Origin of the sequence: Vibrio sp. 1159 (assembly GCF_033340395.1) — a bacterium.
Classification (GTDB): domain Bacteria; phylum Pseudomonadota; class Gammaproteobacteria; order Enterobacterales; family Vibrionaceae; genus Vibrio; species Vibrio alginolyticus.
Genome location: NZ_JAWOWL010000013.1, coordinates 102,939 through 125,227 on the forward strand (window position 1 = coordinate 102,939; position 22,289 = coordinate 125,227).

The 22,289-nt window shown below is 51.0% G+C and carries 36 protein-coding genes; 28 read left to right on the forward strand and 8 right to left on the reverse strand.

The window, feature by feature from the left end; all coding sequences use genetic code 11:
• Window positions 1–4 precede the first annotated feature (4 nt).
• Entirely contained in the window at window positions 5–613 is a 609-nt protein-coding gene (locus R7127_RS12480) for a hypothetical protein (RefSeq protein WP_000891157.1), read from the forward strand.
• The gene (locus R7127_RS12485; protein WP_001020646.1) at window positions 610–1,161 is read left to right on the forward strand and encodes a FlhC family transcriptional regulator; all 552 of its coding nucleotides are present in this window, start codon (window positions 610–612) and stop codon (window positions 1,159–1,161) included. The genes R7127_RS12480 and R7127_RS12485 overlap by 4 nt, the downstream gene beginning before the upstream one ends.
• 59 nt (window positions 1,162–1,220) lie before the next feature.
• On the opposite strand, the gene R7127_RS12490 is transcribed toward R7127_RS12485, so the two are convergent.
• From R7127_RS12490 to R7127_RS12500, 3 genes are read right to left on the reverse strand one after another with little or no spacing between them, the layout of a single operon-like run.
• The gene (locus R7127_RS12490) at window positions 1,221–1,640 is read right to left on the reverse strand and encodes an H-NS family nucleoid-associated regulatory protein (RefSeq protein WP_000651490.1); all 420 of its coding nucleotides are present in this window, start codon (window positions 1,638–1,640) and stop codon (window positions 1,221–1,223) included.
• 1 nt (window position 1,641) lies between these two features.
• The gene (locus tag R7127_RS12495; RefSeq protein ID WP_000919078.1) at window positions 1,642–1,935 is read right to left on the reverse strand and encodes a hypothetical protein; all 294 of its coding nucleotides are present in this window, start codon (window positions 1,933–1,935) and stop codon (window positions 1,642–1,644) included.
• A gap of 16 nt (window positions 1,936–1,951) precedes the next feature.
• Complete coding sequence (locus R7127_RS12500) at window positions 1,952–2,935, reverse strand: ParM/StbA family protein (protein ID WP_000077458.1); 984 nt, start codon at window positions 2,933–2,935, stop codon at window positions 1,952–1,954.
• 498 nt (window positions 2,936–3,433) lie between these two features.
• Between R7127_RS12500 and mobI the strand changes: the two genes are divergently transcribed.
• From mobI to R7127_RS12515, 3 genes are read left to right on the forward strand one after another with little or no spacing between them, the layout of a single operon-like run.
• Window positions 3,434–3,973 carry a conjugative transfer protein MobI(A/C) gene (mobI, locus tag R7127_RS12505; protein WP_001447712.1) on the forward strand — a complete coding sequence of 180 codons (540 nt, stop codon included), beginning with the start codon at window positions 3,434–3,436 and terminating at the stop codon, window positions 3,971–3,973.
• A gap of 4 nt (window positions 3,974–3,977) precedes the next feature.
• A complete protein-coding gene (locus R7127_RS12510; RefSeq protein ID WP_000127321.1) occupies window positions 3,978–4,265 on the forward strand; it encodes a hypothetical protein in 288 nt (95 codons plus the stop codon).
• Window positions 4,266–4,285: 20 nt separating this feature from the next.
• The gene (locus R7127_RS12515) at window positions 4,286–5,350 is read left to right on the forward strand and encodes a RepB family plasmid replication initiator protein (protein ID WP_000044787.1); all 1,065 of its coding nucleotides are present in this window, start codon (window positions 4,286–4,288) and stop codon (window positions 5,348–5,350) included.
• 1,036 nt (window positions 5,351–6,386) lie between these two features.
• Here the strand turns inward: R7127_RS12515 and R7127_RS12520 are convergent.
• Both R7127_RS12520 and R7127_RS12525 read right to left on the reverse strand, forming a co-directional pair.
• Window positions 6,387–6,830, reverse strand: coding sequence for a hypothetical protein (locus R7127_RS12520; RefSeq protein WP_040110419.1), 444 nt, complete (start codon window positions 6,828–6,830; stop codon window positions 6,387–6,389).
• A 17-nt stretch (window positions 6,831–6,847) separates the two neighbouring features.
• A complete protein-coding gene (locus R7127_RS12525; protein ID WP_000946102.1) occupies window positions 6,848–7,963 on the reverse strand; it encodes a phosphoadenosine phosphosulfate reductase family protein in 1,116 nt (371 codons plus the stop codon).
• A 268-nt stretch (window positions 7,964–8,231) separates the two neighbouring features.
• On the opposite strand from R7127_RS12525, the gene R7127_RS12530 reads away from it, so the two are divergent.
• The 17 genes from R7127_RS12530 to R7127_RS12610 all read left to right on the forward strand — a co-directional run bounded on the left by R7127_RS12530 (window position 8,232) and on the right by R7127_RS12610 (window position 17,840).
• Window positions 8,232–8,840 (forward strand): hypothetical protein, encoded by a 609-nt coding sequence (locus R7127_RS12530; RefSeq protein ID WP_000849071.1) that lies wholly within the window; start codon window positions 8,232–8,234, stop codon window positions 8,838–8,840.
• A 4-nt stretch (window positions 8,841–8,844) separates the two neighbouring features.
• A complete protein-coding gene (locus R7127_RS12535) occupies window positions 8,845–9,366 on the forward strand; it encodes a hypothetical protein (RefSeq protein WP_000393785.1) in 522 nt (173 codons plus the stop codon).
• Window positions 9,367–9,368: 2 nt separating this feature from the next.
• A complete protein-coding gene (locus R7127_RS12540; RefSeq protein ID WP_000805800.1) occupies window positions 9,369–9,890 on the forward strand; it encodes a hypothetical protein in 522 nt (173 codons plus the stop codon).
• A gap of 96 nt (window positions 9,891–9,986) precedes the next feature.
• Window positions 9,987–10,460, forward strand: a complete 474-nt coding sequence (locus R7127_RS12545) for a hypothetical protein (RefSeq protein ID WP_000057877.1) — start codon at window positions 9,987–9,989, stop codon at window positions 10,458–10,460.
• A gap of 10 nt (window positions 10,461–10,470) precedes the next feature.
• On the forward strand, window positions 10,471–10,764 hold the full coding sequence (locus R7127_RS12550; RefSeq protein ID WP_001370730.1) for a hypothetical protein: 294 nt from the start codon (window positions 10,471–10,473) through the stop codon (window positions 10,762–10,764).
• A 4-nt stretch (window positions 10,765–10,768) separates the two neighbouring features.
• Complete coding sequence (locus R7127_RS12555) at window positions 10,769–11,623, forward strand: hypothetical protein (RefSeq protein ID WP_000539392.1); 855 nt, start codon at window positions 10,769–10,771, stop codon at window positions 11,621–11,623.
• On the forward strand, window positions 11,623–12,582 hold the full coding sequence (locus R7127_RS12560; RefSeq protein ID WP_000829616.1) for a S49 family peptidase: 960 nt from the start codon (window positions 11,623–11,625) through the stop codon (window positions 12,580–12,582). The genes R7127_RS12555 and R7127_RS12560 overlap by 1 nt, the downstream gene beginning before the upstream one ends.
• Window positions 12,583–12,597: 15 nt before the next feature.
• On the forward strand, window positions 12,598–13,458 hold the full coding sequence (locus R7127_RS12565) for a DsbA family protein (protein ID WP_000139698.1): 861 nt from the start codon (window positions 12,598–12,600) through the stop codon (window positions 13,456–13,458).
• Between the two features lie 33 nt (window positions 13,459–13,491).
• Entirely contained in the window at window positions 13,492–13,920 is a 429-nt protein-coding gene (locus tag R7127_RS12570) for a hypothetical protein (protein WP_000591074.1), read from the forward strand.
• A gap of 56 nt (window positions 13,921–13,976) precedes the next feature.
• On the forward strand, window positions 13,977–14,336 hold the full coding sequence (locus tag R7127_RS12575) for a hypothetical protein (protein WP_000422768.1): 360 nt from the start codon (window positions 13,977–13,979) through the stop codon (window positions 14,334–14,336).
• Window positions 14,336–14,782, forward strand: coding sequence for a Fe3+-siderophore ABC transporter permease (locus R7127_RS12580; RefSeq protein ID WP_000919345.1), 447 nt, complete (start codon window positions 14,336–14,338; stop codon window positions 14,780–14,782). The genes R7127_RS12575 and R7127_RS12580 overlap by 1 nt, the downstream gene beginning before the upstream one ends.
• Window positions 14,779–15,297 (forward strand): nitrite reductase, encoded by a 519-nt coding sequence (locus tag R7127_RS12585; protein WP_000210756.1) that lies wholly within the window; start codon window positions 14,779–14,781, stop codon window positions 15,295–15,297. The genes R7127_RS12580 and R7127_RS12585 overlap by 4 nt, the downstream gene beginning before the upstream one ends.
• Before the next feature lie 2 nt (window positions 15,298–15,299).
• Entirely contained in the window at window positions 15,300–15,527 is a 228-nt protein-coding gene (locus tag R7127_RS12590; protein ID WP_001447532.1) for a hypothetical protein, read from the forward strand.
• Window positions 15,514–16,371 carry a hypothetical protein gene (locus R7127_RS12595; RefSeq protein ID WP_001167032.1) on the forward strand — a complete coding sequence of 286 codons (858 nt, stop codon included), beginning with the start codon at window positions 15,514–15,516 and terminating at the stop codon, window positions 16,369–16,371. The genes R7127_RS12590 and R7127_RS12595 overlap by 14 nt, the downstream gene beginning before the upstream one ends.
• A gap of 230 nt (window positions 16,372–16,601) precedes the next feature.
• Window positions 16,602–17,129: a thermonuclease family protein gene (locus R7127_RS12600; protein WP_001236377.1), complete on the forward strand. Its 528-nt coding sequence runs from the start codon at window positions 16,602–16,604 to the stop codon at window positions 17,127–17,129.
• 57 nt (window positions 17,130–17,186) lie between these two features.
• Window positions 17,187–17,459: an HU family DNA-binding protein gene (locus tag R7127_RS12605; protein WP_001043047.1), complete on the forward strand. Its 273-nt coding sequence runs from the start codon at window positions 17,187–17,189 to the stop codon at window positions 17,457–17,459.
• Between the two features lie 87 nt (window positions 17,460–17,546).
• Window positions 17,547–17,840: a chromosome segregation protein ParM gene (locus tag R7127_RS12610; protein ID WP_001239997.1), complete on the forward strand. Its 294-nt coding sequence runs from the start codon at window positions 17,547–17,549 to the stop codon at window positions 17,838–17,840.
• Between the two features lie 26 nt (window positions 17,841–17,866).
• Here R7127_RS12610 and R7127_RS12615 read toward each other — a convergent pair whose 3' ends face one another.
• Window positions 17,867–18,169, reverse strand: a complete 303-nt coding sequence (locus R7127_RS12615; RefSeq protein WP_000124640.1) for an XRE family transcriptional regulator — start codon at window positions 18,167–18,169, stop codon at window positions 17,867–17,869.
• Window positions 18,170–18,173: 4 nt separating this feature from the next.
• The gene (locus tag R7127_RS12620; RefSeq protein WP_000270043.1) at window positions 18,174–18,524 is read right to left on the reverse strand and encodes a type II toxin-antitoxin system RelE/ParE family toxin; all 351 of its coding nucleotides are present in this window, start codon (window positions 18,522–18,524) and stop codon (window positions 18,174–18,176) included.
• A 162-nt stretch (window positions 18,525–18,686) separates the two neighbouring features.
• Between R7127_RS12620 and R7127_RS12625 the strand changes: the two genes are divergently transcribed.
• The 4 genes from R7127_RS12625 (at window position 18,687) to R7127_RS12640 (ending at window position 20,615) form a co-directional block, all read left to right on the forward strand.
• A complete protein-coding gene (locus R7127_RS12625) occupies window positions 18,687–19,235 on the forward strand; it encodes a transcriptional regulator (protein WP_001061574.1) in 549 nt (182 codons plus the stop codon).
• A 340-nt stretch (window positions 19,236–19,575) separates the two neighbouring features.
• A complete protein-coding gene (locus R7127_RS12630; protein ID WP_000343597.1) occupies window positions 19,576–19,770 on the forward strand; it encodes a hypothetical protein in 195 nt (64 codons plus the stop codon).
• A gap of 10 nt (window positions 19,771–19,780) precedes the next feature.
• Window positions 19,781–20,152: a hypothetical protein gene (locus R7127_RS12635; protein ID WP_000516916.1), complete on the forward strand. Its 372-nt coding sequence runs from the start codon at window positions 19,781–19,783 to the stop codon at window positions 20,150–20,152.
• A complete protein-coding gene (locus tag R7127_RS12640; RefSeq protein WP_001281821.1) occupies window positions 20,145–20,615 on the forward strand; it encodes a hypothetical protein in 471 nt (156 codons plus the stop codon). Before R7127_RS12635 ends, R7127_RS12640 begins: the two co-directional genes overlap by 8 nt.
• A gap of 14 nt (window positions 20,616–20,629) precedes the next feature.
• Here R7127_RS12640 and R7127_RS12645 read toward each other — a convergent pair whose 3' ends face one another.
• Window positions 20,630–20,965 carry a hypothetical protein gene (locus R7127_RS12645; protein WP_000683476.1) on the reverse strand — a complete coding sequence of 112 codons (336 nt, stop codon included), beginning with the start codon at window positions 20,963–20,965 and terminating at the stop codon, window positions 20,630–20,632.
• A gap of 96 nt (window positions 20,966–21,061) precedes the next feature.
• On the opposite strand from R7127_RS12645, the gene R7127_RS12650 reads away from it, so the two are divergent.
• Together R7127_RS12650 and R7127_RS12655 are read left to right on the forward strand one after the other, a co-directional pair.
• On the forward strand, window positions 21,062–21,550 hold the full coding sequence (locus tag R7127_RS12650) for a DUF1643 domain-containing protein (RefSeq protein WP_001273096.1): 489 nt from the start codon (window positions 21,062–21,064) through the stop codon (window positions 21,548–21,550).
• A gap of 29 nt (window positions 21,551–21,579) precedes the next feature.
• Window positions 21,580–22,050, forward strand: a complete 471-nt coding sequence (locus R7127_RS12655; RefSeq protein WP_347880240.1) for a hypothetical protein — start codon at window positions 21,580–21,582, stop codon at window positions 22,048–22,050.
• Window positions 22,051–22,289: the final 239 nt, after the last annotated feature.

The following is a 22,289-nucleotide window of genomic DNA, read 5'->3' on the forward strand; positions in this document are numbered from 1 at the left end:
CGGAATGTTGGAACTGGATATTATTGGTGCGTGGGATGCAAGAGCCGTCAACCTCGATCAAGAAGAAGCTGATAGAAACGTCTACGAGTTCGATCTGACATTGTGGAACCTGCTATCCACTCTGGCAAAAGAACGTCCAGATGATGCGGCCTCACAATTTTCTTTGGGCATGGACACCGTTCAAAAGCTGTCACTGGCAACACCTTCCCAATTGGAAGCTCTGGCCTCTGGCGTGTTGATCTCTTTCAAACTCGAAACAGCAGAGCAGAACATCATCACGCGACTCTCTGGCGACTACGACCCTGTAGTTTTTATCAACCATAGTGTTGATGAATTTGATGCTGCCTACTGGTTGCTATTTAACCGCGTCGCATCGAGAGACCCGGAGATGGCAAAGGAAGTTTTCGGGGTTTCGAGAGAGCTTGCGGAGCTGGTGGCTAAGGCAACAGACAGCCAGTTGCGCCACATGTCTGGAACAACGGTTACGCATTTTACGCTTCGTTTTGCTCCGAGCATCATTGAAGAAATTCTCGATGACAGCCGGGAAGAGTTAACACACCCGGTATTGAAAAAACTGCAACAGTCTCTACAGGGACGTGGGAGGTGGAGATGAACATTGGCAACTCTGGTACATTGGGTCGCTGGGTTACAGCTCGACACATGGCCCTTGCTGGGTACATCACAAAAATCATCATGATCGAGACTGGTCTGACCTACAAACAGGTCAGACGGCTTTACCAGGATCTGGAGAGGGACGGATATACTCTGGAACGAAAATCCAGAACTTTCCGGGGTGGTGCGACACTGATTCATAGTCACACATCCAAGATACAGGCCTCTCTTCTAATGCAGCTCTACTTCAACATTGGTGGAGAAGCCGTGTTGCGGTCTGTGAACATCAAAGCCTTGAACAAGGCATTTAGAATGTATCACGCAATCCGCAAAGAAGTGCCCGGAATGAAAGGTGCTCGGTGGGCTCCGTTTGATATTACTGATGCCTGGTGTCTTGCTTCGGAGCTGAGAAGTGGGGACGCAATGCTGGAGGTGTGCGACAACTGCAAGTGTACGTACTTCACCTCTGTTAATCAAAGAACCTGCGTTGAATGTCCGTTCTGCAAAGAACAAGGAAGGCATGGTGGTGGGGAGAAAGAGTGTGCTTGAGTAGACTATGACATTTCGGACCAGAAGATGAGCGCCCAAACTTTGCGGCGCTCATTTTTTTACTTCTTCTGTGGGATACGGTAGCGCTCCAGCTCGACAGCTCCCAACCCCTTGAAAGCATCCGGGCGACGTCCTTGCCCACTCCACGAAACTCCGTCTTTTGAATATTTAGCATTATCAGGTTCTGATCTGCTCGTGAACATTTCGTTGAGCAAGCCGATGTCCACACCGCAGGATTCCATGTCGCTCATTATTCGCTCAGCCTGAGCTCGCTTTTCTTTTTCTTCTTCTTCTCGCTTTTTGTACTCTTCCTCCAGTTCATTGAGAACGCCCTTCATTCTGTCAATGATCTCCCGAACTTCATCTAACGGGAGTCCTCGCAACAGGGTGCGAATGCGGCTTTTACGCTTTAACTCTGCGATTATTAACTCTCTACGTTCAGCCGCTGATAGCGTAGAGAACTCCTCGTGGTCTTTCATGTCATACGGAGCCCATCAGTTTTCCTTTAAGTGAATCACGTTGAGAGTTCAGTTTTGCGTCAGTCTGCACTGGCGAATTTTGATGCTGTGCAGGTTGACTCTCTGAACTCTGTTGCTCAAAAGACCCAATGTTGCCAGAAAATCGAAGAGAATAAAGACCCAATAGAGCAAGGGCGCGGAGCCGATCACTACGCGCCTTATGCTGCATCTGGGACAGTTCACGATAGAGCTCCGGAAAGGCTTGCTCCGATATGTTCAGATTAGATATTTTTCCATCCCATTTGCTACCAGCCACAACGACCTCCTATCTATCAGCCGCAGAACCAGAAGCCCCTGGCATTGGATGCCACGGATTCGTTGGGCAGTACGATCCTGCTCTTAGGGAAAAGCTCCTTGGCCGCATCTTGGTAAGCCTCGGCACCGCCGCCAGCCAGCAGAACTACGTCAGCATCCATCCCGTCCTCACGCATTGACTTCCGCATAGGGATCAAGGCGTTTTGAGCGACTTTGGTTGAGGCTTTCTTGAAGTAGTCTTTGATCGATACCTTTTCACCGTAGAGGAAGATTTCGGCCTTACCGGCACGAATAGCTTTCTCGATCTTTTCGATGCCAGGGGCACCGCCGTGGTCTTCCTGAATTAGCCGGTCCGTTTCCTGTAGCAACACCGACATCGCCTTGAGGCTGGTGCCAGATGAGTGATAGCGGACCTCTCCCTCTTCAAGAGCTACCCAGTCTACAGAAAAGAACCCAGGGTCAATTACAACGGTTTTTCCTCCCTGGATAATCTCCAGGAGGTCTTCATCTTTGGTTGAACTTACAACATCCATGTAAGCACCGGCAGGTTGAGGTACAACCACGACAGACTTAACCGCTACCGATCGTTTTGGCGTGATCTGGTGTTCACCCTCAAGCCGAGATTTCAACGCCTCTCTGCGCTCTACGTCCATGTACTGACTAACAGGCAGGCCAGTCACCAGCACATCGATCTCCTTCTGCTCGGACATCAGGAGTGCAGCGTAGAAAAGAGCCTTGTATGGATTGGTCGAAGGATAGTCGCCGTGAAGCTCACGCTCCCATCCTTGCAATCGGTCAGGCTCGACGCCTGCAACCCATTTCTCTCCATCAATCACAACCTGAATGCAGGTCCCTGCACCGCCAGTTAACTGTTGTGGCATCAGTTCCAATGGACCTGCCCCCACCGGCATGACGACTGTGCGAGCTTCCTCACCTTTATACCCCATTGCCATTTTCAGGTTGGAGTAACCAATATCCAAACCCAGAACAAATTGACTCATGAAATCCTCCAAAGATTGCTTTTAGATTGCTTTTCGATTGCTTGCCGCGTGTTGGATAGAGAATAAGGCTAAAAGCGGGGACAGATGGCCTGTGTAATTGCCCAAAAGGGGCATATAGGTTGCTTTTCGGTGGCTTTTTGATCGTTGAGTAAGGGAACCTATGGGAACGCTGCACGGATAGGCTCAGATAAACAGACCTTACCCTCGCATCGAGAACCGCTTGCCCTCCAGCATCGAGAGACGGTGGTAAAGAGGCATTTGGAATCTTTGATGCCATATCCAATATATCTGGAATCTTTAAATATAGATTCATATGTAAAGAGGCTGTGAAAGAATAAGAGCATCAAGATTCCAGATAGATAGAGGGAAATTTGACAAATTCCAAAGATGGGTTAGCCTAGTGACAGAACTAGATTCCAGTATTGGAATAATCAGCTTTAAATTCCAGATAGATAGTTATGTGGATAGGAATTGGATAGGAATTGGGAGGGTATTGAGGTGAGTCTACCAACAGAGCGATGGCTAGATCTGCTAGATCCGAAGCTCGAAGAAGAACGATCCGAGATAACAGAGGATCTGCTAGAGGCAGAGGGACGAGAGTTTGTTGCAGAGGTACGGAGCAAACTGGATCACGCCTTAGCGGTTCTTGCTGTCGAGGCGCAGCAGGAAGCGGACATGTACTGGAACGCGCACAAATCAGCGCGTGAAGAAGCGTCAGAGGACGAACAAGGGCGTGTCGGTACACGGGTTCGCATTCTAGGCGTATCACTCGTTGCAGAGTGGTATCGCAACAGATTTGTCGAACAAGTTCCCGGACAAAAGAAAAGGGTTCTATCGACACATATCAAGAAGGGTCGCGGTCATGCCTACAGCATGTCGCACTTCAAGAAAGAGCCTGTCTGGGCACAAGAGTTGATCCAGCAAGTTGAAACCAGGTATGCCGTGTTAAGACAACGCGCCACTGCCTTAGCAAAAATTCGCCGGGCGCTAAACGAGTACGAGCGCCAGCTAAACAAGACACATAGCGACGAGGTGTGACAACATGACAGCATCTGTAGCGGCCACTGAATTGGCGAAACTGGGGAAATGTGAAGCGATGATCAAGAAAGTCGCCAGCCATCCTCGCCCTGCCCTGTCAAAGCGCCCACAATCGCCACAGGGGACAGATAGCACCCTTCGGGGTGAGTTCGCTCATTTCCGATATGAAGCGGCAGCCCTGCGTTTTATGAGCGGCACTGCGGGGGCTAAGCGTCGCATCTACCAGCTAGTGTTTTCAGCGACGGTAGCAGCGGGAGCATTGACAATGCTGGCGGCATGGACCACCAGCTAGAAAGTATCGACGGAACAATCATGAGCAAGAGAACCAAAGACAAAGACCTGGAGAAACTCGACGTAATCAAAGACTCACCGCAAATGAGCCTGTTTGAGATCATTGAATCTCCGGCCAAGAAAGACGACTACTCCAACACCATCGAGATCTACGATGCGCTGCCGAAGTACATTTGGGACCAAAAGCGTGAGCATGAAGATTTATCCAACGCTGTAGTGACACGACAATGCACCATCAGAGGCCAGCATTTCACGGTGAAGGTGAAGCCAGCCATCATCGAGAAGGATGACGGAAGAACCGTGCTGATCTACGCGGGACAGCGAGAGGAAATCCTTGAGGATGCTCTACGCAAGCTCGCAGTGAACGGGAAAGGCCATATCATCGAGGGCAAGGCTGGAGTCATGTTCACTCTGTACGAACTCCAGAAAGAGCTCTCGAAGATGGGTCACGGGTACAACCTGAACGAAATCAAGGAAGCAATCCAGGTTTGTCGTGGCGCAACACTCGAATGTATCAGTGATGACGGTGAAGCCTTCATCAGCTCCAGCTTCTTCCCGATGGTGGGACTGACCACCAGAGGTGAGTTTCGCAAGAAAGGCGGGAACGCCAGGTGCTATGTGCAGTTCAACCCGCTGGTAAACGAATCGATCATGAATCTGTCGTTTCGTCAGTACAACTACAAAATCGGAATGCAAATCCGCTCCCCTCTTGCACGGTACATCTACAAGCGAATGAGCCACTACTGGACTCAAGCATCACCAGATTCGCCGTACACGCCATCGCTTATCAGCTTCCTGACCCAGAGCCCTCGTGAATTGAGCCCACGGATGCCGGAGAACGTCAGAGCCATGAAGCTCGCTCTGGAGGCCCTCATCAAACAAGAGGTCATAAGCGACTACGACGCGAACCAGATCAAGGATGGCCGCAGAGTCATCGACGTGCGGTACGTCATAAGGCCTCATGAGAACTTCGTGAAGCAGGTGATGGCGTCCAACAAGCGTAAGCAGCAGACAGAGCTACGGGCCATCAAGCACGGCATGATCGACCACGACATCATTGATGAACCCCAACGTAAGGGGAGATAGCCACCAGAATCTCCCACCCCCCAGGGAAAAGAAAGATAGGCGCGTCAGCGCCTTTTTTTATGCCAGAAGAAAGCGCACAAGGTACGCCCACCAGGCAGGACCGGAAACGGAATGCCTCCGCATATGGGGGAGCTGCACGGATAGAGCGAACGTGACCCCAGATGCAGCGTGGGCTGGGGCTCTATATATGGGATCGCTGCACGGTAGTCGCAAGCTGAGTCTCAGTATCGTGCAAGCGTAAGCCACGACGAAGGATAAGTGCCATGCTGCTCCAGTGGTTCCCGTAGAGTGGTTCCCGTAAGGTATTGATAGTTAAAGGGTGAGGATGTGGGGGACCTGCACGTTATGAGATTTGATATGTGGGTACGTTGCACGAAAGCAGGTCCTGAACCTCTCGATATATGGGAACTCTGCACGATTGACGAAGCAGAACAAAGATTGACAGATCAGGACAAACCTAAAAAAGCAGTCAAAATGACTCTAATAGTCCATAAAGTGATCACGCGCACACAAAAAGAGGCCAAAAGTTATCCACATTTCCTGTGCATAAACGGGGTTTTGGTATATGGGAACGCTGCACGATCATATGTGGGTACGCTGCACGGTGCAAAAAACGACCAAAATTGACATGTGGGTACGTTGCACGTTCAGAAAATTGTATATGGGGCGACTGCACGTATGACCTTAGACATGTGGGAATACTGCACGAACACCAGATCTGATATGTGGGAACGCTGCACGAAAGCTCTGTTTTGTAAGGATTTTGTGGAAAAAAGAGGGGTTCCGTGTGGATAACAGTGGATAAGATCCAAGGGTATGTGGGGACGTTGCACGGCAACCTATGGGAACGCTGCACGGCAACCTATGGGTTTGTTGCACGGAATAAATATGAAAACACCAGTAATATCAATGTGTTGAGTGGTGATTTAGAACGCCTAACCTGTCTTTAACCGTTTTTAATCCTTTATACAAAGATCTAAAGATCTTTATATTTATCCTTTTGATCACTGAACAAAAAATAATCAACACTGTTTTTTTAGAAAAAAGTCTCGTATGCAAGGCCGAACAGGACGAGTATCACCAACAAGATAAGCATCGACAGCACAAAGTAACCAGACTCGTACATCACAGCTTTGATCACAGAAACGACGCTGATCGATCTTCCAGAGATCCTCCCGATGATCCACTGAAACGCAACGAACGAACCAAGCCCACAGATCAGAACCACCGCTACGGAGACAAGTGCATGTTCCCTCAGGACAGACTCACTCAGGAAACCATACTGCATCCCCATCAATACAAGCCTGCCAATGCCAAAACCCAGGCCCAATGCAACAGCTCCACGAACCAGCACGACCTTCAACGACTGGAGCCATGTCAGCTCAAGATCCATCCCCTTACGGGAAGACCGACGCACCAGCACCGTAGATATGCCCAACCCCAAAAACACCAAAAACACCAAAAAAACAAAATCCAACATTGCCACCTCTGCACAAATCAATCAGAACCACAGGCCTCTCGGCCAAATGCGCCACCAGGGAGAACCCACTTCTGCCCCTCCGGCACAAAAATCGGGAGCGTGTAATCTTCTCTGGATACCTGCTCCAATGCCTCAACATCACTAATCTGTATCGGCGCAACAGCAGAACCTAAATCTATTACGTCGATTTTTTTTCTTGATACCGTCACACCAAAGGTTTGTTCATACTGAGCAATTTTCCCAGCTCGTTCAGGCCAGTAGTGACGGATCGTGGACCAGATACGCTGTGAGTTGTAGATGCAGGTCATACACGACGACCGGCTCCAGCCAAGGCGATAAGGGACTGGGGCCAGGATGCGGTGACGCTCGATTACTTCCCATACCTCCTCCTCAGTCCAATGAAGAACGGGCCTCCAGGCATCAACTAACCGTGCAGTCTTCCCATATCTTCTGTCACAGGCATGAGCCTCAAGCTGGTTGTACTTGGATCTGTTTGCACTTTCCTCCCGGCGCTCACCAGTGATGAAAAGGATCTTCTTCCCCTTGAAGCGCTCCTGGTTATTAAGAGCTCTGCGGCCAACATCGATCTTCAAGGCTGATGAGCACCACCTTGTTTGGAGTGATGGCGATTGCTGAGGGAAACGAAGGCGCGTACCAGGCTTAGAGCGCTTATGGTCTCTAGGCAGCACCAGAAGCCCCTCAGGCGTCTCTACACGATGGGGGTGGCTATAGGCATTGTCTTTGAGCATTTCGCCCTCAAAGCCGCCCTCAAGCCACGAGAAGTACATTGGGATACCCAGTTCTTCCCCGAGCTGACGACAGTAATCACGCATGAAGGCCCAATCCATCAACGAACTGCCTTCCTGACCATCAACATCATGGTGCCAGAACTCCACCTTTGACTTATCAACACCCATGTCCACCAGCCGCAAGTACGCAGCAATCGAGTCTTTGCCTCCAGACAGGCAAACAATGATGTGATCGTACAAACTCAGGTCCACATCCGGAGCGGAGAAGTACGTTGTTCTATCGTCACAACGCTGACTGGAAGATATGCCGGTAAGAACCGACTCCAGTGATGGCAACACCACCTGGTCATCGAACAAATCTCCTTGGTTTTCTCGTCTCAACATAAGTCGCTCTTTTTTCTTTACTGGGTTGTTTTTATGATTTACAGTATTATAAAATGATACTGTGAAAAGTAAAGTTTTCAGAACGACTAATCACTCAGGAGAACTTGATAAGCACCAGAAAGCAATCTAAAGGTGGTTTTTCGGTGAGGTTAGTTCAGGGGCAACCTGCCGCTGCTGATTGGAAATCATCAAGAAGTGGCTTTTTGGTGGGGTTACGGTTTGAAGGGGTGAGTATGTGGGAACGTTGCACGGTTAAAGGGGGCCGCACATGAAAACGATAAAGCGGTTCATCGTATGGGTGAATTACGGTCTTGAGGGTTGGAGCATTTTCGGATCGAGCGATGACTGGGATGAAGCGGTATCCATCCGTTCGGAAGCGATAGACGAATGCAATATTGACGAGGAAGACATCATCTTGGCAGAAAACAAAAACGAGCTGGTGGTAAAACCTGCGGCCAAGCAAATGACGGAGTGGCACCGGGAACTGGAAGCCGTCCTTATGACCTTGGATGACTGCCAGATGGAATGTGACGGTATGACATGGGCAGTAAGCCACCTACTCAATGAAGCGGGTGTACCTCATGACTGCATGTATGGCTTTGTGCGAAACGAACAGACCAAGGACATCGTGACACCGCATTTCTGGGTTGTCCTGGATGATGGGTGGCTGGTGGATCTGAGGCTACGCATGTGGCTGGGCGATCACGACAACATTCCTCACGGGGTATTCCATCCCGATAACGAGCCAGGACTTTTCTACAAGGGAGACCCGGTTCAAAACCATAAAGGGATGAGACTGGGCAAAGCCGTCCTGGACATCATGACCGACGGAAAACTTTCACATGTGAAAGTTCCTGAACGACAAGACGGAGAGTAATAGCGTGGAATTTGATTACGACAAGTCAGTATCAAACGCACATCTTGAGGCCGCAGGCTGGGGTATGGATGCCTTTAACCACTCCAACCCATTTGAGAGTCATGTCATCTATGTGCGTGACTACCGCAACGATCACATCCGCCTGTTCACCATCAAGCAGGCTGACTTCGACACGATAAAGCTGCCGCTTCACCTTACCTCCGACATGCTGGCTTCGGTGATCGCTGAGTTCGTATCGAAGGCAGCAAAAGGGAAGTTGAATACGAAGGAGTCCGACACGCTGGCTCCTGCCTTGGTTGGCTATGCCAAATCAACAGAAACCTACCGGAGCTGGCGGAGAGTTTCTGGAGCAACAGAGCGATTGCATATGGTCATCAATATCTATGCGGGTTCTGAATTGCTGAGACCTTTCATCGCTCGGGCTCCTGAGACCGTCCTGACGACCCAAGAGCTACTGGTCTTCTCATCACAGGTTAAGAGCATGGATGTATCCAATCATCCAGAGTGGTTTAGGGGCCGGAGGTAGTCATGAAGCCAGTTCTCTGGATATTCGTCCTGATCATCGCCCCTTTCGTCATTGCGAAAGTGGACCAATGGCGCAAACGCGGCATTGGAGACACCTGGGCGTGGTGGAAATCAGAGAACATGCCTTATGAGCTGCGCTCGGCCACTCTGTTTTTGTCCGAACAGGACATATCAACCACACAGCCGGTGCCCATGCACGGCAGGGTTGATCAGGTGTACCAAACCAAGAATGGGGTTCTCATTCCCTTGGACACCAAGCTGCGCCAGGTAAACCACATCTATGAGTCGGACATTATCCAGCTCTCGGTTTACCGGGTAATTCTGTCACACAAGTACAAGGCACCCGTTGCCAAGTACGGCTATGTCCGAACCGTTGTTGAGACAGCGGACGGGGATAGAGTCCGTTACATCAAGACAAACCTTCTCAGCGAAAAAGAAGTGGTCAAGCTGTGGCACCGCTATCAATCCATCCGTTCTGGTCAGGTAAAAACCTCCTGTTCCTGTGGCGGAAAGTTTCACATGTGAAAGTTCTGGATTGAATCAGGGTTGCCCGAATTGGGCAGCTAGGCGGGGTTGCATTTTTGAAAAGTCCTGTACGCTGGTTGGTATAGGAGGTGAATAGTGGCCCAGCTTAAACATAACCGCTTCGTCATGTTGGGGTCCTTGGTAGCGACGGTCGTAGCTGCCGCCAATGGCTTGAGTTTTCTCACCCTTATGGCTGGTGGAATGACCCTTCTCCAGTTCATGGCTTGGAAGCAACAAGATGCTGTCCGGAGCCGGTTTAAAGCTGCGAAGGATGCGTTTGAAGCGTTGAACGTCATTGCGTTCGACAAGCACTGGGTAGGTTCAACCGCGACGGTCGCCAAAGTGTCGAACATGATCACTCCGCCCGAACGACTGGATAAGCCCTGGGCGGTGCAAGTTCTGGCCGTGACCAAAGGTGGGACGTGGTTCGCGGTGGATCTGCAAGTGACCGGCACTGACAAGGTTCAGATGCTTAGCCTCCACCAGCTTAGTGAAAAGGCGGCAAAGACCATGCTGGCCTTCGACCTCGAAGTGTATGAGAAATTTTTCGGAAAACCTGATGTTGCATGAGGACAATGTGATGGAAAAAGTCAAAAGCGTAGATGCCGTGGAGTTCACGGCAGCAGATAAGAAGGCGATGACCCATGCGGCATACGCCCAGTGTTTCTTCATTCTGGCCCAAGTGATGGCATTCCCTTCCCTGGGGGTGGCTGGCGCTATGGTTGCTGCTCTGTGCGGCATGATGCCGTGGTTGACCAAGTTCGCCAAAGAGGCTCCATCGAAAGCCTTTGGCATGGTGATGGCTTCACTCTGCCTTGCTCCTGTGTACGGGAAACTCTGTGAGCTGGTGGTCCACGCGATTCAGGGAGCTTGAGCTTATGGGGGTAGTACGAGTTCCCTACCTCTTGGCTGAGCTGAAAGAACGCGGATGTGCTGATGAATCTGCTCTGGCGCAGGTTATGCAGCCTGGATGCCGAATTGGAGAGGAAGACCTGCGGAAGTTGGCCGCAAATTTAGGGCTTGAAGTGTCCGAGCTGGCACCAGCGCCAGAGAACGCGGCCAACACCCGGTTCAAAGCAAAGCTGAGAGGAGGTTTGGCCTCCTTTCTTTTTGAGTACGACGGCTGTTTCCGACATGCAGAAGGCTCCAGCCATGCAGAAATGTTGGGTATCGAGCAAGAAGACGACATAGGTCTTCCGAGTCGAGCTGCTGACGCCATGCTCCTGGAGAAGACGCTTTACCAGGTAATCGCTCGGGCTAAGTACATGCTCGGCAAAATCGACAGCAAGTTTGTCAGGTCAGAACAAGCAATCGAGTTCCGTGAGCAACTTGCTCCTGGGATCTTCAAACCAGGTTACAGAGGTTTCCGATTCAAGGAGGCTGCCGCTGGTGATTTGCCTACTGTCATGATTGACGGTCGGAAGTTCAACTGCGTTGCCAGCATAGCCAGAGCACATGGACTTGATCCGGTAACGGTGCGTAGGCGCATTGCGGACACCGGGAAGGCCGCAGACAAACTCTCCAATGATGAGTGGAAGCTCATCCTCGCCAAGAAAAAAGGTAAAGGGAAACCCTTCACCTATCTGGACAGGACCTACAGCAACATTGCTCAGTTCTGTCGTGAGCATCAGCTCAACACCAACCTTGTTTACCAGAAAGTCAAAGACCGGGCTGATAGCGCTGATGAAGAGTTCTGGGGACTGATAATCGAAACATGCAAAAGGAAAAACTAATGGCAGAAAACAAAGAGATCCCCTGGGAGAAAGAACTCATTGAGAAGTACATGTTCACCCTGCATAAAGAGCAGGTGAAAGACCGGCGCTGGCGGACCATGTTGCGTGTGCTTCGCGCATCTGGTTTCGTGCTTCTCATGATCGGCTTCATCATTTTGGCATCTAATCCGGGTGGGATGCCGTGGCAAAGCGCCAAGGCAGGAGCCCCTCACACCGCGTATATCAACATCCGTGGTGAAATTGCTGCTGGCACTCTGGCCGATGCTGATCACCTTATCCCGTCCATCCAAGCTGCATTCGACAACCCGAACTCACAAGCTATCGTGCTTCGCATAAACAGCCCTGGCGGTAGCCCGGTTCAAGCAGGACGGATTTATGACGAAGTGAAGGCGCAGCGAGCCCTTCATCCGGAGAAAAAGGTCTACGCCATCATTGATGACATCGGTGCCTCTGGCGGTTACTACATCGCCTCTGCTGCGGATGAAATCTATGCTGACCGCGCCAGCCTTGTCGGTTCTATCGGCGTCATCAGCTCGGGGTTTGGATTCACCGGCTTGATGGACAAGCTCGGCATCGAGCGCCGGGCTATCACTTCCGGAGAGCACAAAGCGCTTCTCGACCCATTCTCCCCTCTTACCTCTGACATGAAGAAATTCTGGGAGGGCGTTCTATCGAAAACCCACCAGCAGTTCATCGAACGAGTGAAGGCTGGGCGGGGTGATCGACTGAAAGACGACCCAGAGGTGTTTTCTGGATTGCTCTGGAACGGGGAGCAGGCCAAAGACATTGGGCTGATTGATGGCCTGGGTAGTTTGAACTCCGTGGCGCGAGACGTCATCCACCAGAGCAACTTGGTGGACTACACACCAACCGAAGACATCATCCGGCGACTGACCCAACGAGCGAAGCTCGAAGCCAGTTCCTTCGTGCAAGAACTCAGCGCTGTGAAAGTTTACTGATAGGAGCAGTTTGATATGACAGAACAAAGTACCAAATCACTACGTCTCGGGGTTGTTGCCGCCATTCTTTTGGGGCTCGTAGGAACCGGGTTCGGGATCTACCAGTTCGTGAAAGAGAAGGATCTGGCGCAAGAGATCGCCAACGTGAAGTCTACGGTCAACCAGGTGAAGGATGCCGAAGGCGTCACCTTCAAAAGCAAGGCAGAGTTTGAAGCTGCTGTGGCCGAAAGCATCAACAAGTTTGTCGCGCAGAAACAACAAGCCGACATCGATCAGAAGTATGCCCAGTTCGAGGCAGCACCTGAGAAGGTCGAAGAAGGCAAACACATCTACGGGGACCTTGGTGCTCGGTTCACGCTGGTGGAGTTCTCCGATATGGAGTGCCCATTCTGCAAGCGATTCCACGACACACCCAAACAAATTGTGGATGCCAGCAAAGGCAATGTGAATTGGCAGTGGAAGCACATGCCTCTCGATTTCCATAACCCGGCAGCTCACAAGGAAGCTCTGGCCGCTGAATGTATTGCTGAGCAGAAGGGCAACCGTGGCTTCTGGGTCTTCGTTAACGACATTTTCCACCATACCCAGGGGAATGGTGGCGGTGTTGCTGACCTGGCCTCTGTTGTCACTGGTGTTGGTGCTGATCTGGATGCGTTCCGGGAGTGCCTCGGCTCAGGAAAGTACGAAGACAAGGTTGAAGCTGACATCCAGAAAGCCAAGAGCTATGGCGTCAACGGGACACCAGCCACTTTTGTAGTGGACAACCATACCGGCAAGAGCCAGCTTCTCGGCGGCGCTCAACCGGCGCAAGCCATCATGGCCGTGATGCGAAAAATGATGATTGAGTCGCAACAAGACGACTCCGCGAACCAATAAAAACTTTCACATGTGAAAGTGGAGTGAGAACTGATGATCAAGATTACAACTAAATTGGGATGCCTTCTGGCGGGGCTGCTTGTCCTGTCGGCTTGCTCAAGCGTCCCTCAGCCAAACAACGAATACGCGAAGGCCTTGGATGATACCAAACAGGTATGCGCTGCCTGTGCCCTGGTTGGTAATGACCTGCTGGTTGCCCTCAACAAGTCATGCGACACCCCAATGACCCCCGAGACTCTTACAAGCGTCATGAACAGTAACCCGATGTTTGCCGCCATGATGGCAATTAACTCCATAGGTGGAACCGACTTCTATCAGGTTTACCGTGATGCGGCCATAGACACCCTGCGGTGCAATGAAATGGACAGTTGGCCTGATCGGACCAAGGTGCGTTTCCAGCAGCCCGACATGCAAAAGGCGCTGGCCTTGAGGGTTTCTGCCAGACAGCAGAAGGCAAATTAACTTTCACATGTGAAAGTCAGGCTCTCCGGGGCCTGATTTCACTATGAGGTGAATCTATGGAGTTACAAGAAGCAAAAGAGGCTCTCGATAGCCTTCATCCACACAAGGCCTCAGCGCCTTTGAGGCTTGTCATCCACCAGCCAGGTGGGATTGGTGGAACCCCTACAGTGGGGGTGAAAGCTATTCACGCAGGCTTTGACTGGGACAGCAACACCATCCTGATCTATCCGGAAGAGCAGCTCACCCGGTTGACGCCGGATGAGGTCGCCGCCATCACGAAGTCAGTATCGAAAGGACAGTCCTGGCATTCATATCAGCAGTTCAAGAAGTATCGGGAGCAGTTGGCCGAAGCCACGGAAGAAATTAATAGGCTCAGGGCTGAGCTGGGCAGGTATCAGAATAACGGGAGGGGGTAATGCTAAAACGCGGAATTATCAATCTCGCTGCTAGTTACATCATTGTTGATGCCCTACTCCGGAATGCAGCAATTTGGATCTTTGGCTTGTCCTTCTCCGTTGGTGGCACTTACGTCACTGGCGAGGCCAGTACATGGGTCGTTTACCTAGCCACTTCTGGTGCCATGACACTCTGTTCTGTCGTAACAGCCTACCTGCTCGTGACCTATCACCGCTGGGGGCTGATGACGGCCAGGGTCTGGTTGCTATTGAGTGCCTGCCTAAACGGCTATGCCGTCTATTTGAGTAGCCACAACATCCAGTTGGTGGTGGCACTGCTTTCCAGCCTGTTTATTGCTTTGTGGATGCTCAAGACCCTTGAGCAACCAGCAGTGAAGGGGACGTACAAGGTAATCGCTGATCTTCACCGTCAGCTATGGGGAATGTTGAAGGGGCAAACACAATGACGACGAATACTCAAAACGCGAACGCCAACCAGGTTCGGTCTTTACGCGACATGCTTGTCCCCGCCCTGTTGTTCTATGTGGTGATGACGGCCATGTTTGTGGGTCTTGACGCATTCATGGATAAACCCACCAGCATGAACCTGCCATTTATGCCGTTCCTTGTCTCGATGGTGAGTTTTACCAGTGACGCACGTCGAGCGTGGGACTGGCGAAACGGGACCAAGGTTGTAGCTGTATTGACTGCGGTAGCCATGCTGTTGGCATTCATCTATCAGCTCGCGGTCGGAGAGATGAATCTCTTAGGGGTTGGTATATACCCGGCCACAGCCATCCTTCTGTTGGCAATCTCCTGGGTGATTCGCGCTATCGGAAAGACAGCACCTTTCCAGTTCCTGGGGAGACACCTGGCGCGGTTTGGTGCATCGAAGTGGGTCCAGCGTACCGCCGCAGTCATTGTGCTCGCGGGAGGCCTTGCCATCACTATCTATGCCTACTGGCTTAACCACGGGAGCTGATGATGATCATTGCAACGAAGAACGGCTTTCTGGTGGCCGCAGAACTAATCAGGGAAGAGGCCGGGTACTGGCTACTACAGCCTCGTGACCAAAAGACGCCGGTCAGGGTGAATAAGCAGGATAACAATAAACGCGCTTTCACGCATATGGGAGACGCCCTTCGCTGGGCCGGTGATCCTGAGCTTGCAAAGCAATTCGATGCCGAGGGGGAAGAACATGCAAATTCGTGACTACATGACAAAGTTGTTTGACGCATTTGGTGATGTGGAGGAAGTCACCCGAGAAATGCTTCTGGAGCAGGCGGAGCTCATTCATACGATCAGCGATAAGTGTCAGAGCACAGGCCTGTTTCTGGATAGTCAGGTTCGTTTCAACCAGTTCGTTCAAGAGATTGAGGCTGACGACAAGGTAGAGGATCGGTTGCTTCATGCTTGGTGCTGGGTAATGGACCGAATAGTGAAGGCTCCAACATCCTTTCACATGGATGGGGCTGTGATTTTGACAATGCCTCTGGTCGCCAGATACCTGCCACCGGTTGAACAGGAGCCGGAAACCATCGTGGTGAATCTCGATGAGGACTACAAGGCTCCTGTAGGCAACCAAACGCTCTGCGAGCTCGTTATGGAACGGAGGCATTGGCCGCAAGGTGCAACCTGTGCGACCCAAGAAGCGGACGGGGGAGTCCTCTACTGGGACGCCCCGGTTGATGTGGTAGAGGAAGGCAGAAAGGTCGCCGGTAAGCACGGCATGATGGCCGAGATCGGATTGAAACATCAGGTTGATGCCTGGTATGCAGATATGGACGAAACACGGCTCGCAACCGATTGGAACACCGCCGTCATTACGCCTCACTGCTTGCTGCTTTCCTATCTGGATGTGCTTCAAAAGAACAAAGTTCCCTTTGATGAAGGTGTGCAGCTCGCTGCCGAATGGGTGAAGCAACTTGGCGGGGAATTTCGTGAAGACACTGAGGAAGCGCCGGAAGCTGAGGCTTCAGTGCTTTCCCTGGGGAGAGCCACGGCTCATTGCTTTAAACCCTATCCGGACACAAAAAATTTCTATTACGAGGCCTAAGCCTCACCCAAACAGGAGGATCAACATGCGATACCAGGTATTTAAAACGAAGGAAGGGGGCCAGCCGGTGTTTACGGCACCGTGGTACTGGTTGGCCTCTGCCATTGCTCACTGGTCATCTCTTAACTGGGATGCCTGTCGAATCGTAGACAGCAAGGTGGATGAAACAAGGCTCTGTTGGGCCAAGGCTCTACCGGCTGGGAAAAAAAAGTAATTTGGATGGAGTGATTATGAGGTTAGGTTTTGTGAAAAATACGGGGGTTTCAGCGTTCCTGGTAGCCATGCTGGTGGTGGCCCCTCAGGTATGGGCAGAAACCTTTACTGCGAAGGTTGTGGGGGTGTCTGACGGTGATACGGTCAAGGTCCTGACTGAACAAAGCTGTGACTCCGGGAAAGATTGCCGGAGCGGCAAAATCCAGTACCGGGTAAGGCTGGCGGAAATCGACACCCCAGAGAAGAAACAACCCTACGGCTCAAAGGCGAAACAGGCGTTGTCCGATCTGGTGTTTGGTCGAATGATTAAAGTCGAGCAAATCGACAAAGACCGTTATGGCCGTCTGGTCGCCAACCTTTATGTCGATGGCAAATGGGTCAATGCCGAAATGGTCCGTTCTGGGAGTGCGTGGGTGTACCGGCAGTACGCCAAAACACCGGAGCTGTTCAAGCTGGAGGCCGAAGCCAAAGCCGATAAGCGAGGTCTCTGGGCATTACCGGAATCGGAGAGAACTCCCCCTTGGGAGTGGCGAAGAAAGCACTAACCACACCCCAGAGTATGCAGGTGTAAACAGTAACCAAGAAAACAAACAGGAATAACGATGAACAAAAGTGAACTGATTATGAAAGTGGCCGAAGACGCTGACATTAGCAAAGCAAAGGCCGAAGCTGCGGTAAATGCGCTGATCAACTCAGTGACAGAGGAGCTTAAAGCGGGTGGGACAGTAGCGCTCACTGGGTTTGGTACTTTCCACGTTAAGGAACGCGCAGCGCGAACCGGGCGGAATCCCCAGACTGGAGAGAACATCCAGATCGCGGCGGCCAACATTCCTGGGTTCAAAGCTGGTAAGGGGTTGAAAGACTCCGTGAACTAGATCTTAATCATGTGACACATGAATAAGGTTTACATAAGGCTCCTTCGTGGGAGCCTTATTCATATCAGACATGAATAAGGGGAAGGGATGAGATTGTCGTCAACTCAAAAAGACGTTTTGTTCATTCTATACGCAATTGAGGCCGGTGGAAAAGCCGAGCCTGTACCAGGTGTAAAAATACTGGAGATGATCAATTCAGCTCGCCAGAGCGGTATTCATGGAACGAACTTCCGAACGTCATGCCACACGCTGGTGGAGAACGGCCTGTTGAACAAGTACCGGAATGCTTCTCTAAAGCTGGCCTTTAGGCTGACCGACGATGGCAGGGAACGTGCAGGAGAGATATACCGAAAACGGCTGGAAGAAGAGCAAGAGAAGTAATACGCCCCATAACGGGGCGTATCGAGTTAAACGGCAAAGCCGTAGTGGGTGCCGTCCGGAAGTTCAACATCGAGGCGTAGCTTGCCACCGGAGGCCTCAACGTACCGCTTAATGGACGACAGCTTGAGATCTCGTCCAGGTTTTTCCATCTCGGAGACTGTCGGCTGTCTCACACCCAGAGATGCAGCAATTTCCCCCTGGGTAAGGTTCATGCGATCACGAAGCTCTGCCAAGTGGATGTTCAGTAACATCTCAGTGGCCGCTTTCTGTGCTTTGGCAACAACCTCAGGCTTTTCTGTTGCCAGCATTTGGTCAAGAGTTCTTGCCATAACGTCACTCCTTCTTCAATTTATCCAAGTGCGCCGCAAACTCACGGTCTGCAATTGGGATCATTACTTCATAAAACCTTTTCTCGTCCCCGGTCTTGTTACCGGCGCAGAGAAGAATCCCCTTACGCTTTGGATCGAACGCAAAGAACGCTCTGATAGGATCTCCTTTGCTTTGGACCCGAAGCTCTTTCATGTTGCTGTAGGATGAACCGTTAACAGTATCCGCGTATGGCCTCGACAGCATGGGGCCTCTATCTCGCAGCACCATCATCGAAGCCAGCACGTTTGCTCTATCGGTATCATCCAGAGCATCGAACCACTCATCAAAGGTGTCGGTTGTCTCGATGACCCACATGATTTCTCCTTACTTAATATAGGTGCAATCCTATATAGATTCAAACCTATAATCAAGAAAAATCGGCGGCGATGGGGGCCGAAATGTCAGTAAGTAGTCATGTGACTAAAATAGGGGGTAGAATAAGCCTCGATATAGTCATGTGACTAAAAGGTGTCCTGAATGAACAACCTACCCCTACTGCTCGATGCAAGAGAAGCCATTGACTACTACCACCAGCATCCAGGCATGACTGATGCAGAAAAGGCCTATGTGGTCGCGTTCCTAAGCGGAGAGGGGCGTTCAAACAGTCAGATCAGAGAGGATCTGGGTATTGAGAAGGTCTATACGGTTACACACCTGAAACGCGCCGGTACGCTATCGGAGGAAGAGCTAACACTCTGGCTCAGAAATCCACGCAAGATCACCCTGGGGCATGTGAGGGCCGTGGCTAAGTTACCTTTCAGCAAGAGAGAAAAGCTCCTGAGGGATCTCCTGCATACCAGGACACCGGTTCATAAATTTGAGGCGATAGCGAAGGGCAAAGAAGTGGACAGGGATGCAGACATTAAGCGCCTGGAGACCCTGATGAGCGATGCTACGGGTAGGCCTATCAAAGTTCGCTATAACCCCGCGAAGCGCTCCGGGGAACTGACGCTGGGATTCTTCACGCTCGATGACCTGGATGACGTGTGCAAGGCTTTGGGGTTTGATCCAAGCGAGCAGATGTAAACCAGAAAACTTTCACATGTGAAAGTCTTGCAAGGTGTCTTTTTATTGTTTACAGTATCATAAAATGAATCTGTAAAGGTGCGCGATGAATGTGCTTCCAACGAAAAGCTGGCCTTGGGCGTTATAACTCAACCAGACCTGAGTGGCTGGCGGCGTACCGAAACGCAAGATGTATGAGAAGCTCAGGTAAAGAACCTGATGCTTCTCTTTCCGGGATAGCTTGGAAGGCGCAACTCATTGTTGCCCATGAAAGAGGCAGAATTGACAGCCTGGCTGTCCCTTTGGATGCCAGATTGATAGCAAAGAACCTCATCGACGAGATCCTTGCTGAGGAGAACTGATGGACGAAAAAATTACCTACGAAGAAATGCTTGAACAACTCGACCAGAAAGGCATCCGCGTCACCAACGGGGCGAGACGGCTTTATGTCGCGTTGAACAACGGAGTCAAAGCTGAGGTGCTGGGTAACTGCGGTCCCGCCACAATCAGCTTGGTTGACGGGATGATTGTTGTGGAAGAGCAGACTCTCCACTAAGGGCAGCAGCATGGGCAAAAAAGTACACATCATTTGTGGAAAGTGCGGCAGTGACGAGATGAACTTTGTCATCAATGAACACTGTCCAGACGATCCCCAGAATGTTGCCAGTATGTCCTGCTCAAATTGTTGCGAACTGACAGGCATAGCCGAGTGGTCGGAATTTAATGGACGTGAGCTGAAAGGTGAAGCCGTCGCCCTATCAACACCGGCAAACGTGAATGCTCTTCTAGGATTGCTTCGCCAGGCGATGGACAGCGTTGAGTATCGCCTCTATGGCGGGGACATGTCATTGAGCGGTAATGATGCTGCCGAACTCATAGACCTCCAGGAGCGAGCTGAGAAGGTCTTGTCTGTTCTTCGGAGTGATCAGCATGAGTGATTTATACGAACCGCTTGAGTTTGTGTTCTGCGGCTTTAGGAAAGGGGACGCTGGGCTATTTATCTCGGTAGCCACTTTGCGCGATGGTGTTTTAGGCCGTGAGATGTATTTCTCAAAGGGAAAAAGCAAAAGGCGCTGGGTTGTCGGTGGCATTTACTCAGGGGCCTCGTTTTCGGACAACGGAGCAAAAGGTCTGGATGATGCTCATTACGTTAAAGCATGGGAAGTGCAAGGCGACAAGATAGAGTGGCAAGCAAAAAGCGAGCAAGCCGAAGCCTTGGCGCGAAGCGAGAAACTTGAAGCCGACGATAGGAAGCGCAATGAACTCGAAGAGCTGATGCTACCCATCAGGAAGCAATATGGGGCATTAACAAAGCGACGTGATAGGGCAGGGGCCGCAGCTCTTGAAGAAGCTGTCCTGAGAGCGCTGAGAGCGCCCATCAGGAAGGCTGAGGAGAAATAACCGTGGAGCCAGTCTTAGCTAAAGCATTCGCCGGTTTTAAAGTCGTAGCTGTAAGTGCCCATCAGATTGGCTTTTCGGCTTTTCTTGCCATTGGTGTTTGCTGGCGCTTTAGGGGTCGCAAGTACGCCATAGAACAGGATACCAACAAGTGCCGCTTGCCACGCGAAAACAGCAACCAGAATCCAAAAAGCAGCAGCCAGAACCGGCAGTTTGTGCAGAAGGTTGAGCACCGACTTGGCCCAAATCACTGCCGGGATAGCCAGCACTGCGTAACCCCAGTTGGTGGCCTCAAGCATAGCCAGGCCAAGAATAACAACAGCCATCAGCGCGATATTCAGTACATGTTTCATGGTCATCTCTCCTTTTCAACTTACACTTTTATCCTATCACAGCATTAAAAAATGCAACTGTGAAAGGGCATTTTTCATTCAAAAAGAGGTGACACTTTGAGTGCAATTATCAGCAAGTGCGGCATGTACAGATACCGTCTGGAAAGGGATGTGCAACCCGAAGGCCTTGTGTTCGGTTATTTTGGTGTAAACGGCTCTACGGCCACGGCCACCGAGGACGATCACACGGTCAGAAAGTGGATAGGGTTTACCAAGGTCAACGGAGGGAGGCGATTCATAGTCGGTAATGCTTTTGCTTTTCGGGCGACCGACGTTCGAGAGCTGGCTACGGCGGTTGATCCTGTCGGGCCTGAAAATGAAATCCACTTGGAAAGGATTATTCGGGATGCTGATGTCTTGGTGCCCTGCTGGGGGAGCCGAACTAAGCTGCCTAAGTCTTTGCATGTTCATTTGGACAGGCTTTTAGAGCAGCTCGTTGCATCTGGGAAGCCGGTATTGGCATTTGGCGTGACTGGTTCGGGGGACCCGAAGCACCCACTAATGCTTGGATATTCGACAAAACTTGTGCCCTGGGGAGGAAAATAATTATGTCGATGCTTGAAGCACGTTACTTCGTGGCAAAGATAAGCGATGCACAGGCCGTGCTCTGCGATGAGGAGCTGGCGACACTGGAAAGGCTGATCCGGAAGGTTGATGATGGCCGCAGAGCAAATGGCAAGAGCTCGCTTACTTGCGTTGTTGTCGAAGAAGATTGGCCGAACTGGCAGCAAACGGTTGACTCTGTACTTTCACTTGCTGACGGGAAAGACAACGATTGGACCAATGCCACACCAGAACAAATCAAGGCCTTTTGGGTCGATGACTCAGTTTGGAAAACTCTGGATGGCCGGGATAAATGGATTGAAGATCTCGACCTGCTGGTGGACGGTTCCCCGGTGGCTTCTGAGTGGGAACCTTTTGGCTTGGAATCAGGGCAGTCTGTCGTCATACGAGGCGGATGGATAGAAGGGAATGCCTTGAGTGATGATGGCGTACCGCTAGTGCAGGCATTCGTCGCTTGGAAACAGGGCCAAGACAACCACTAAAGGAAAATTACTTCGGAAGGGCGGCTATGGCCGCTTTCTTTTTAATATTTACAGCATCACATAATGATACTATGATGTTGTTAATTTACTTGGGGAGGCGCTTATGCTCACTGCTAAATGTATAGGGTGCGGATGCACCGATGATCACGCTTGTGTTGAAAAGGCACTGTTGCAAAGTTAGCGATGAGGCAGCCTTTTGTCTTATTCAAAGGCCTTACATTTCAAAAACTCTGCTTACC

Coding starts and splice junctions, on each gene's coding strand:
- R7127_RS12480 (WP_000891157.1), top strand. CDS start 5: ATGTTGGAACTGGATATTATTGGTGCGTGGGATGCAAGAGCCGTCAAC.
- R7127_RS12485 (WP_001020646.1), top strand. CDS start 610: ATGAACATTGGCAACTCTGGTACATTGGGTCGCTGGGTTACAGCTCGA.
- R7127_RS12490 (WP_000651490.1), bottom strand. CDS start 1,640: ATGAAAGACCACGAGGAGTTCTCTACGCTATCAGCGGCTGAACGTAGA.
- R7127_RS12500 (WP_000077458.1), bottom strand. CDS start 2,935: ATGAGTCAATTTGTTCTGGGTTTGGATATTGGTTACTCCAACCTGAAA.
- R7127_RS12510 (WP_000127321.1), top strand. CDS start 3,978: ATGACAGCATCTGTAGCGGCCACTGAATTGGCGAAACTGGGGAAATGT.
- R7127_RS12515 (WP_000044787.1), top strand. CDS start 4,286: ATGAGCAAGAGAACCAAAGACAAAGACCTGGAGAAACTCGACGTAATC.
- R7127_RS12520 (WP_040110419.1), bottom strand. CDS start 6,830: ATGTTGGATTTTGTTTTTTTGGTGTTTTTGGTGTTTTTGGGGTTGGGC.
- R7127_RS12525 (WP_000946102.1), bottom strand. CDS start 7,963: ATGTTGAGACGAGAAAACCAAGGAGATTTGTTCGATGACCAGGTGGTG.
- R7127_RS12530 (WP_000849071.1), top strand. CDS start 8,232: ATGAAAACGATAAAGCGGTTCATCGTATGGGTGAATTACGGTCTTGAG.
- R7127_RS12540 (WP_000805800.1), top strand. CDS start 9,369: ATGAAGCCAGTTCTCTGGATATTCGTCCTGATCATCGCCCCTTTCGTC.
- R7127_RS12550 (WP_001370730.1), top strand. CDS start 10,471: ATGGAAAAAGTCAAAAGCGTAGATGCCGTGGAGTTCACGGCAGCAGAT.
- R7127_RS12555 (WP_000539392.1), top strand. CDS start 10,769: ATGGGGGTAGTACGAGTTCCCTACCTCTTGGCTGAGCTGAAAGAACGC.
- R7127_RS12560 (WP_000829616.1), top strand. CDS start 11,623: ATGGCAGAAAACAAAGAGATCCCCTGGGAGAAAGAACTCATTGAGAAG.
- R7127_RS12565 (WP_000139698.1), top strand. CDS start 12,598: ATGACAGAACAAAGTACCAAATCACTACGTCTCGGGGTTGTTGCCGCC.
- R7127_RS12570 (WP_000591074.1), top strand. CDS start 13,492: ATGATCAAGATTACAACTAAATTGGGATGCCTTCTGGCGGGGCTGCTT.
- R7127_RS12575 (WP_000422768.1), top strand. CDS start 13,977: ATGGAGTTACAAGAAGCAAAAGAGGCTCTCGATAGCCTTCATCCACAC.
- R7127_RS12580 (WP_000919345.1), top strand. CDS start 14,336: ATGCTAAAACGCGGAATTATCAATCTCGCTGCTAGTTACATCATTGTT.
- R7127_RS12585 (WP_000210756.1), top strand. CDS start 14,779: ATGACGACGAATACTCAAAACGCGAACGCCAACCAGGTTCGGTCTTTA.
- R7127_RS12590 (WP_001447532.1), top strand. CDS start 15,300: ATGATCATTGCAACGAAGAACGGCTTTCTGGTGGCCGCAGAACTAATC.
- R7127_RS12595 (WP_001167032.1), top strand. CDS start 15,514: ATGCAAATTCGTGACTACATGACAAAGTTGTTTGACGCATTTGGTGAT.
- R7127_RS12600 (WP_001236377.1), top strand. CDS start 16,602: ATGAGGTTAGGTTTTGTGAAAAATACGGGGGTTTCAGCGTTCCTGGTA.
- R7127_RS12605 (WP_001043047.1), top strand. CDS start 17,187: ATGAACAAAAGTGAACTGATTATGAAAGTGGCCGAAGACGCTGACATT.
- R7127_RS12610 (WP_001239997.1), top strand. CDS start 17,547: ATGAGATTGTCGTCAACTCAAAAAGACGTTTTGTTCATTCTATACGCA.
- R7127_RS12615 (WP_000124640.1), bottom strand. CDS start 18,169: ATGGCAAGAACTCTTGACCAAATGCTGGCAACAGAAAAGCCTGAGGTT.
- R7127_RS12620 (WP_000270043.1), bottom strand. CDS start 18,524: ATGTGGGTCATCGAGACAACCGACACCTTTGATGAGTGGTTCGATGCT.
- R7127_RS12625 (WP_001061574.1), top strand. CDS start 18,687: ATGAACAACCTACCCCTACTGCTCGATGCAAGAGAAGCCATTGACTAC.
- R7127_RS12630 (WP_000343597.1), top strand. CDS start 19,576: ATGGACGAAAAAATTACCTACGAAGAAATGCTTGAACAACTCGACCAG.
- R7127_RS12635 (WP_000516916.1), top strand. CDS start 19,781: ATGGGCAAAAAAGTACACATCATTTGTGGAAAGTGCGGCAGTGACGAG.
- R7127_RS12640 (WP_001281821.1), top strand. CDS start 20,145: ATGAGTGATTTATACGAACCGCTTGAGTTTGTGTTCTGCGGCTTTAGG.
- R7127_RS12645 (WP_000683476.1), bottom strand. CDS start 20,965: ATGAAACATGTACTGAATATCGCGCTGATGGCTGTTGTTATTCTTGGC.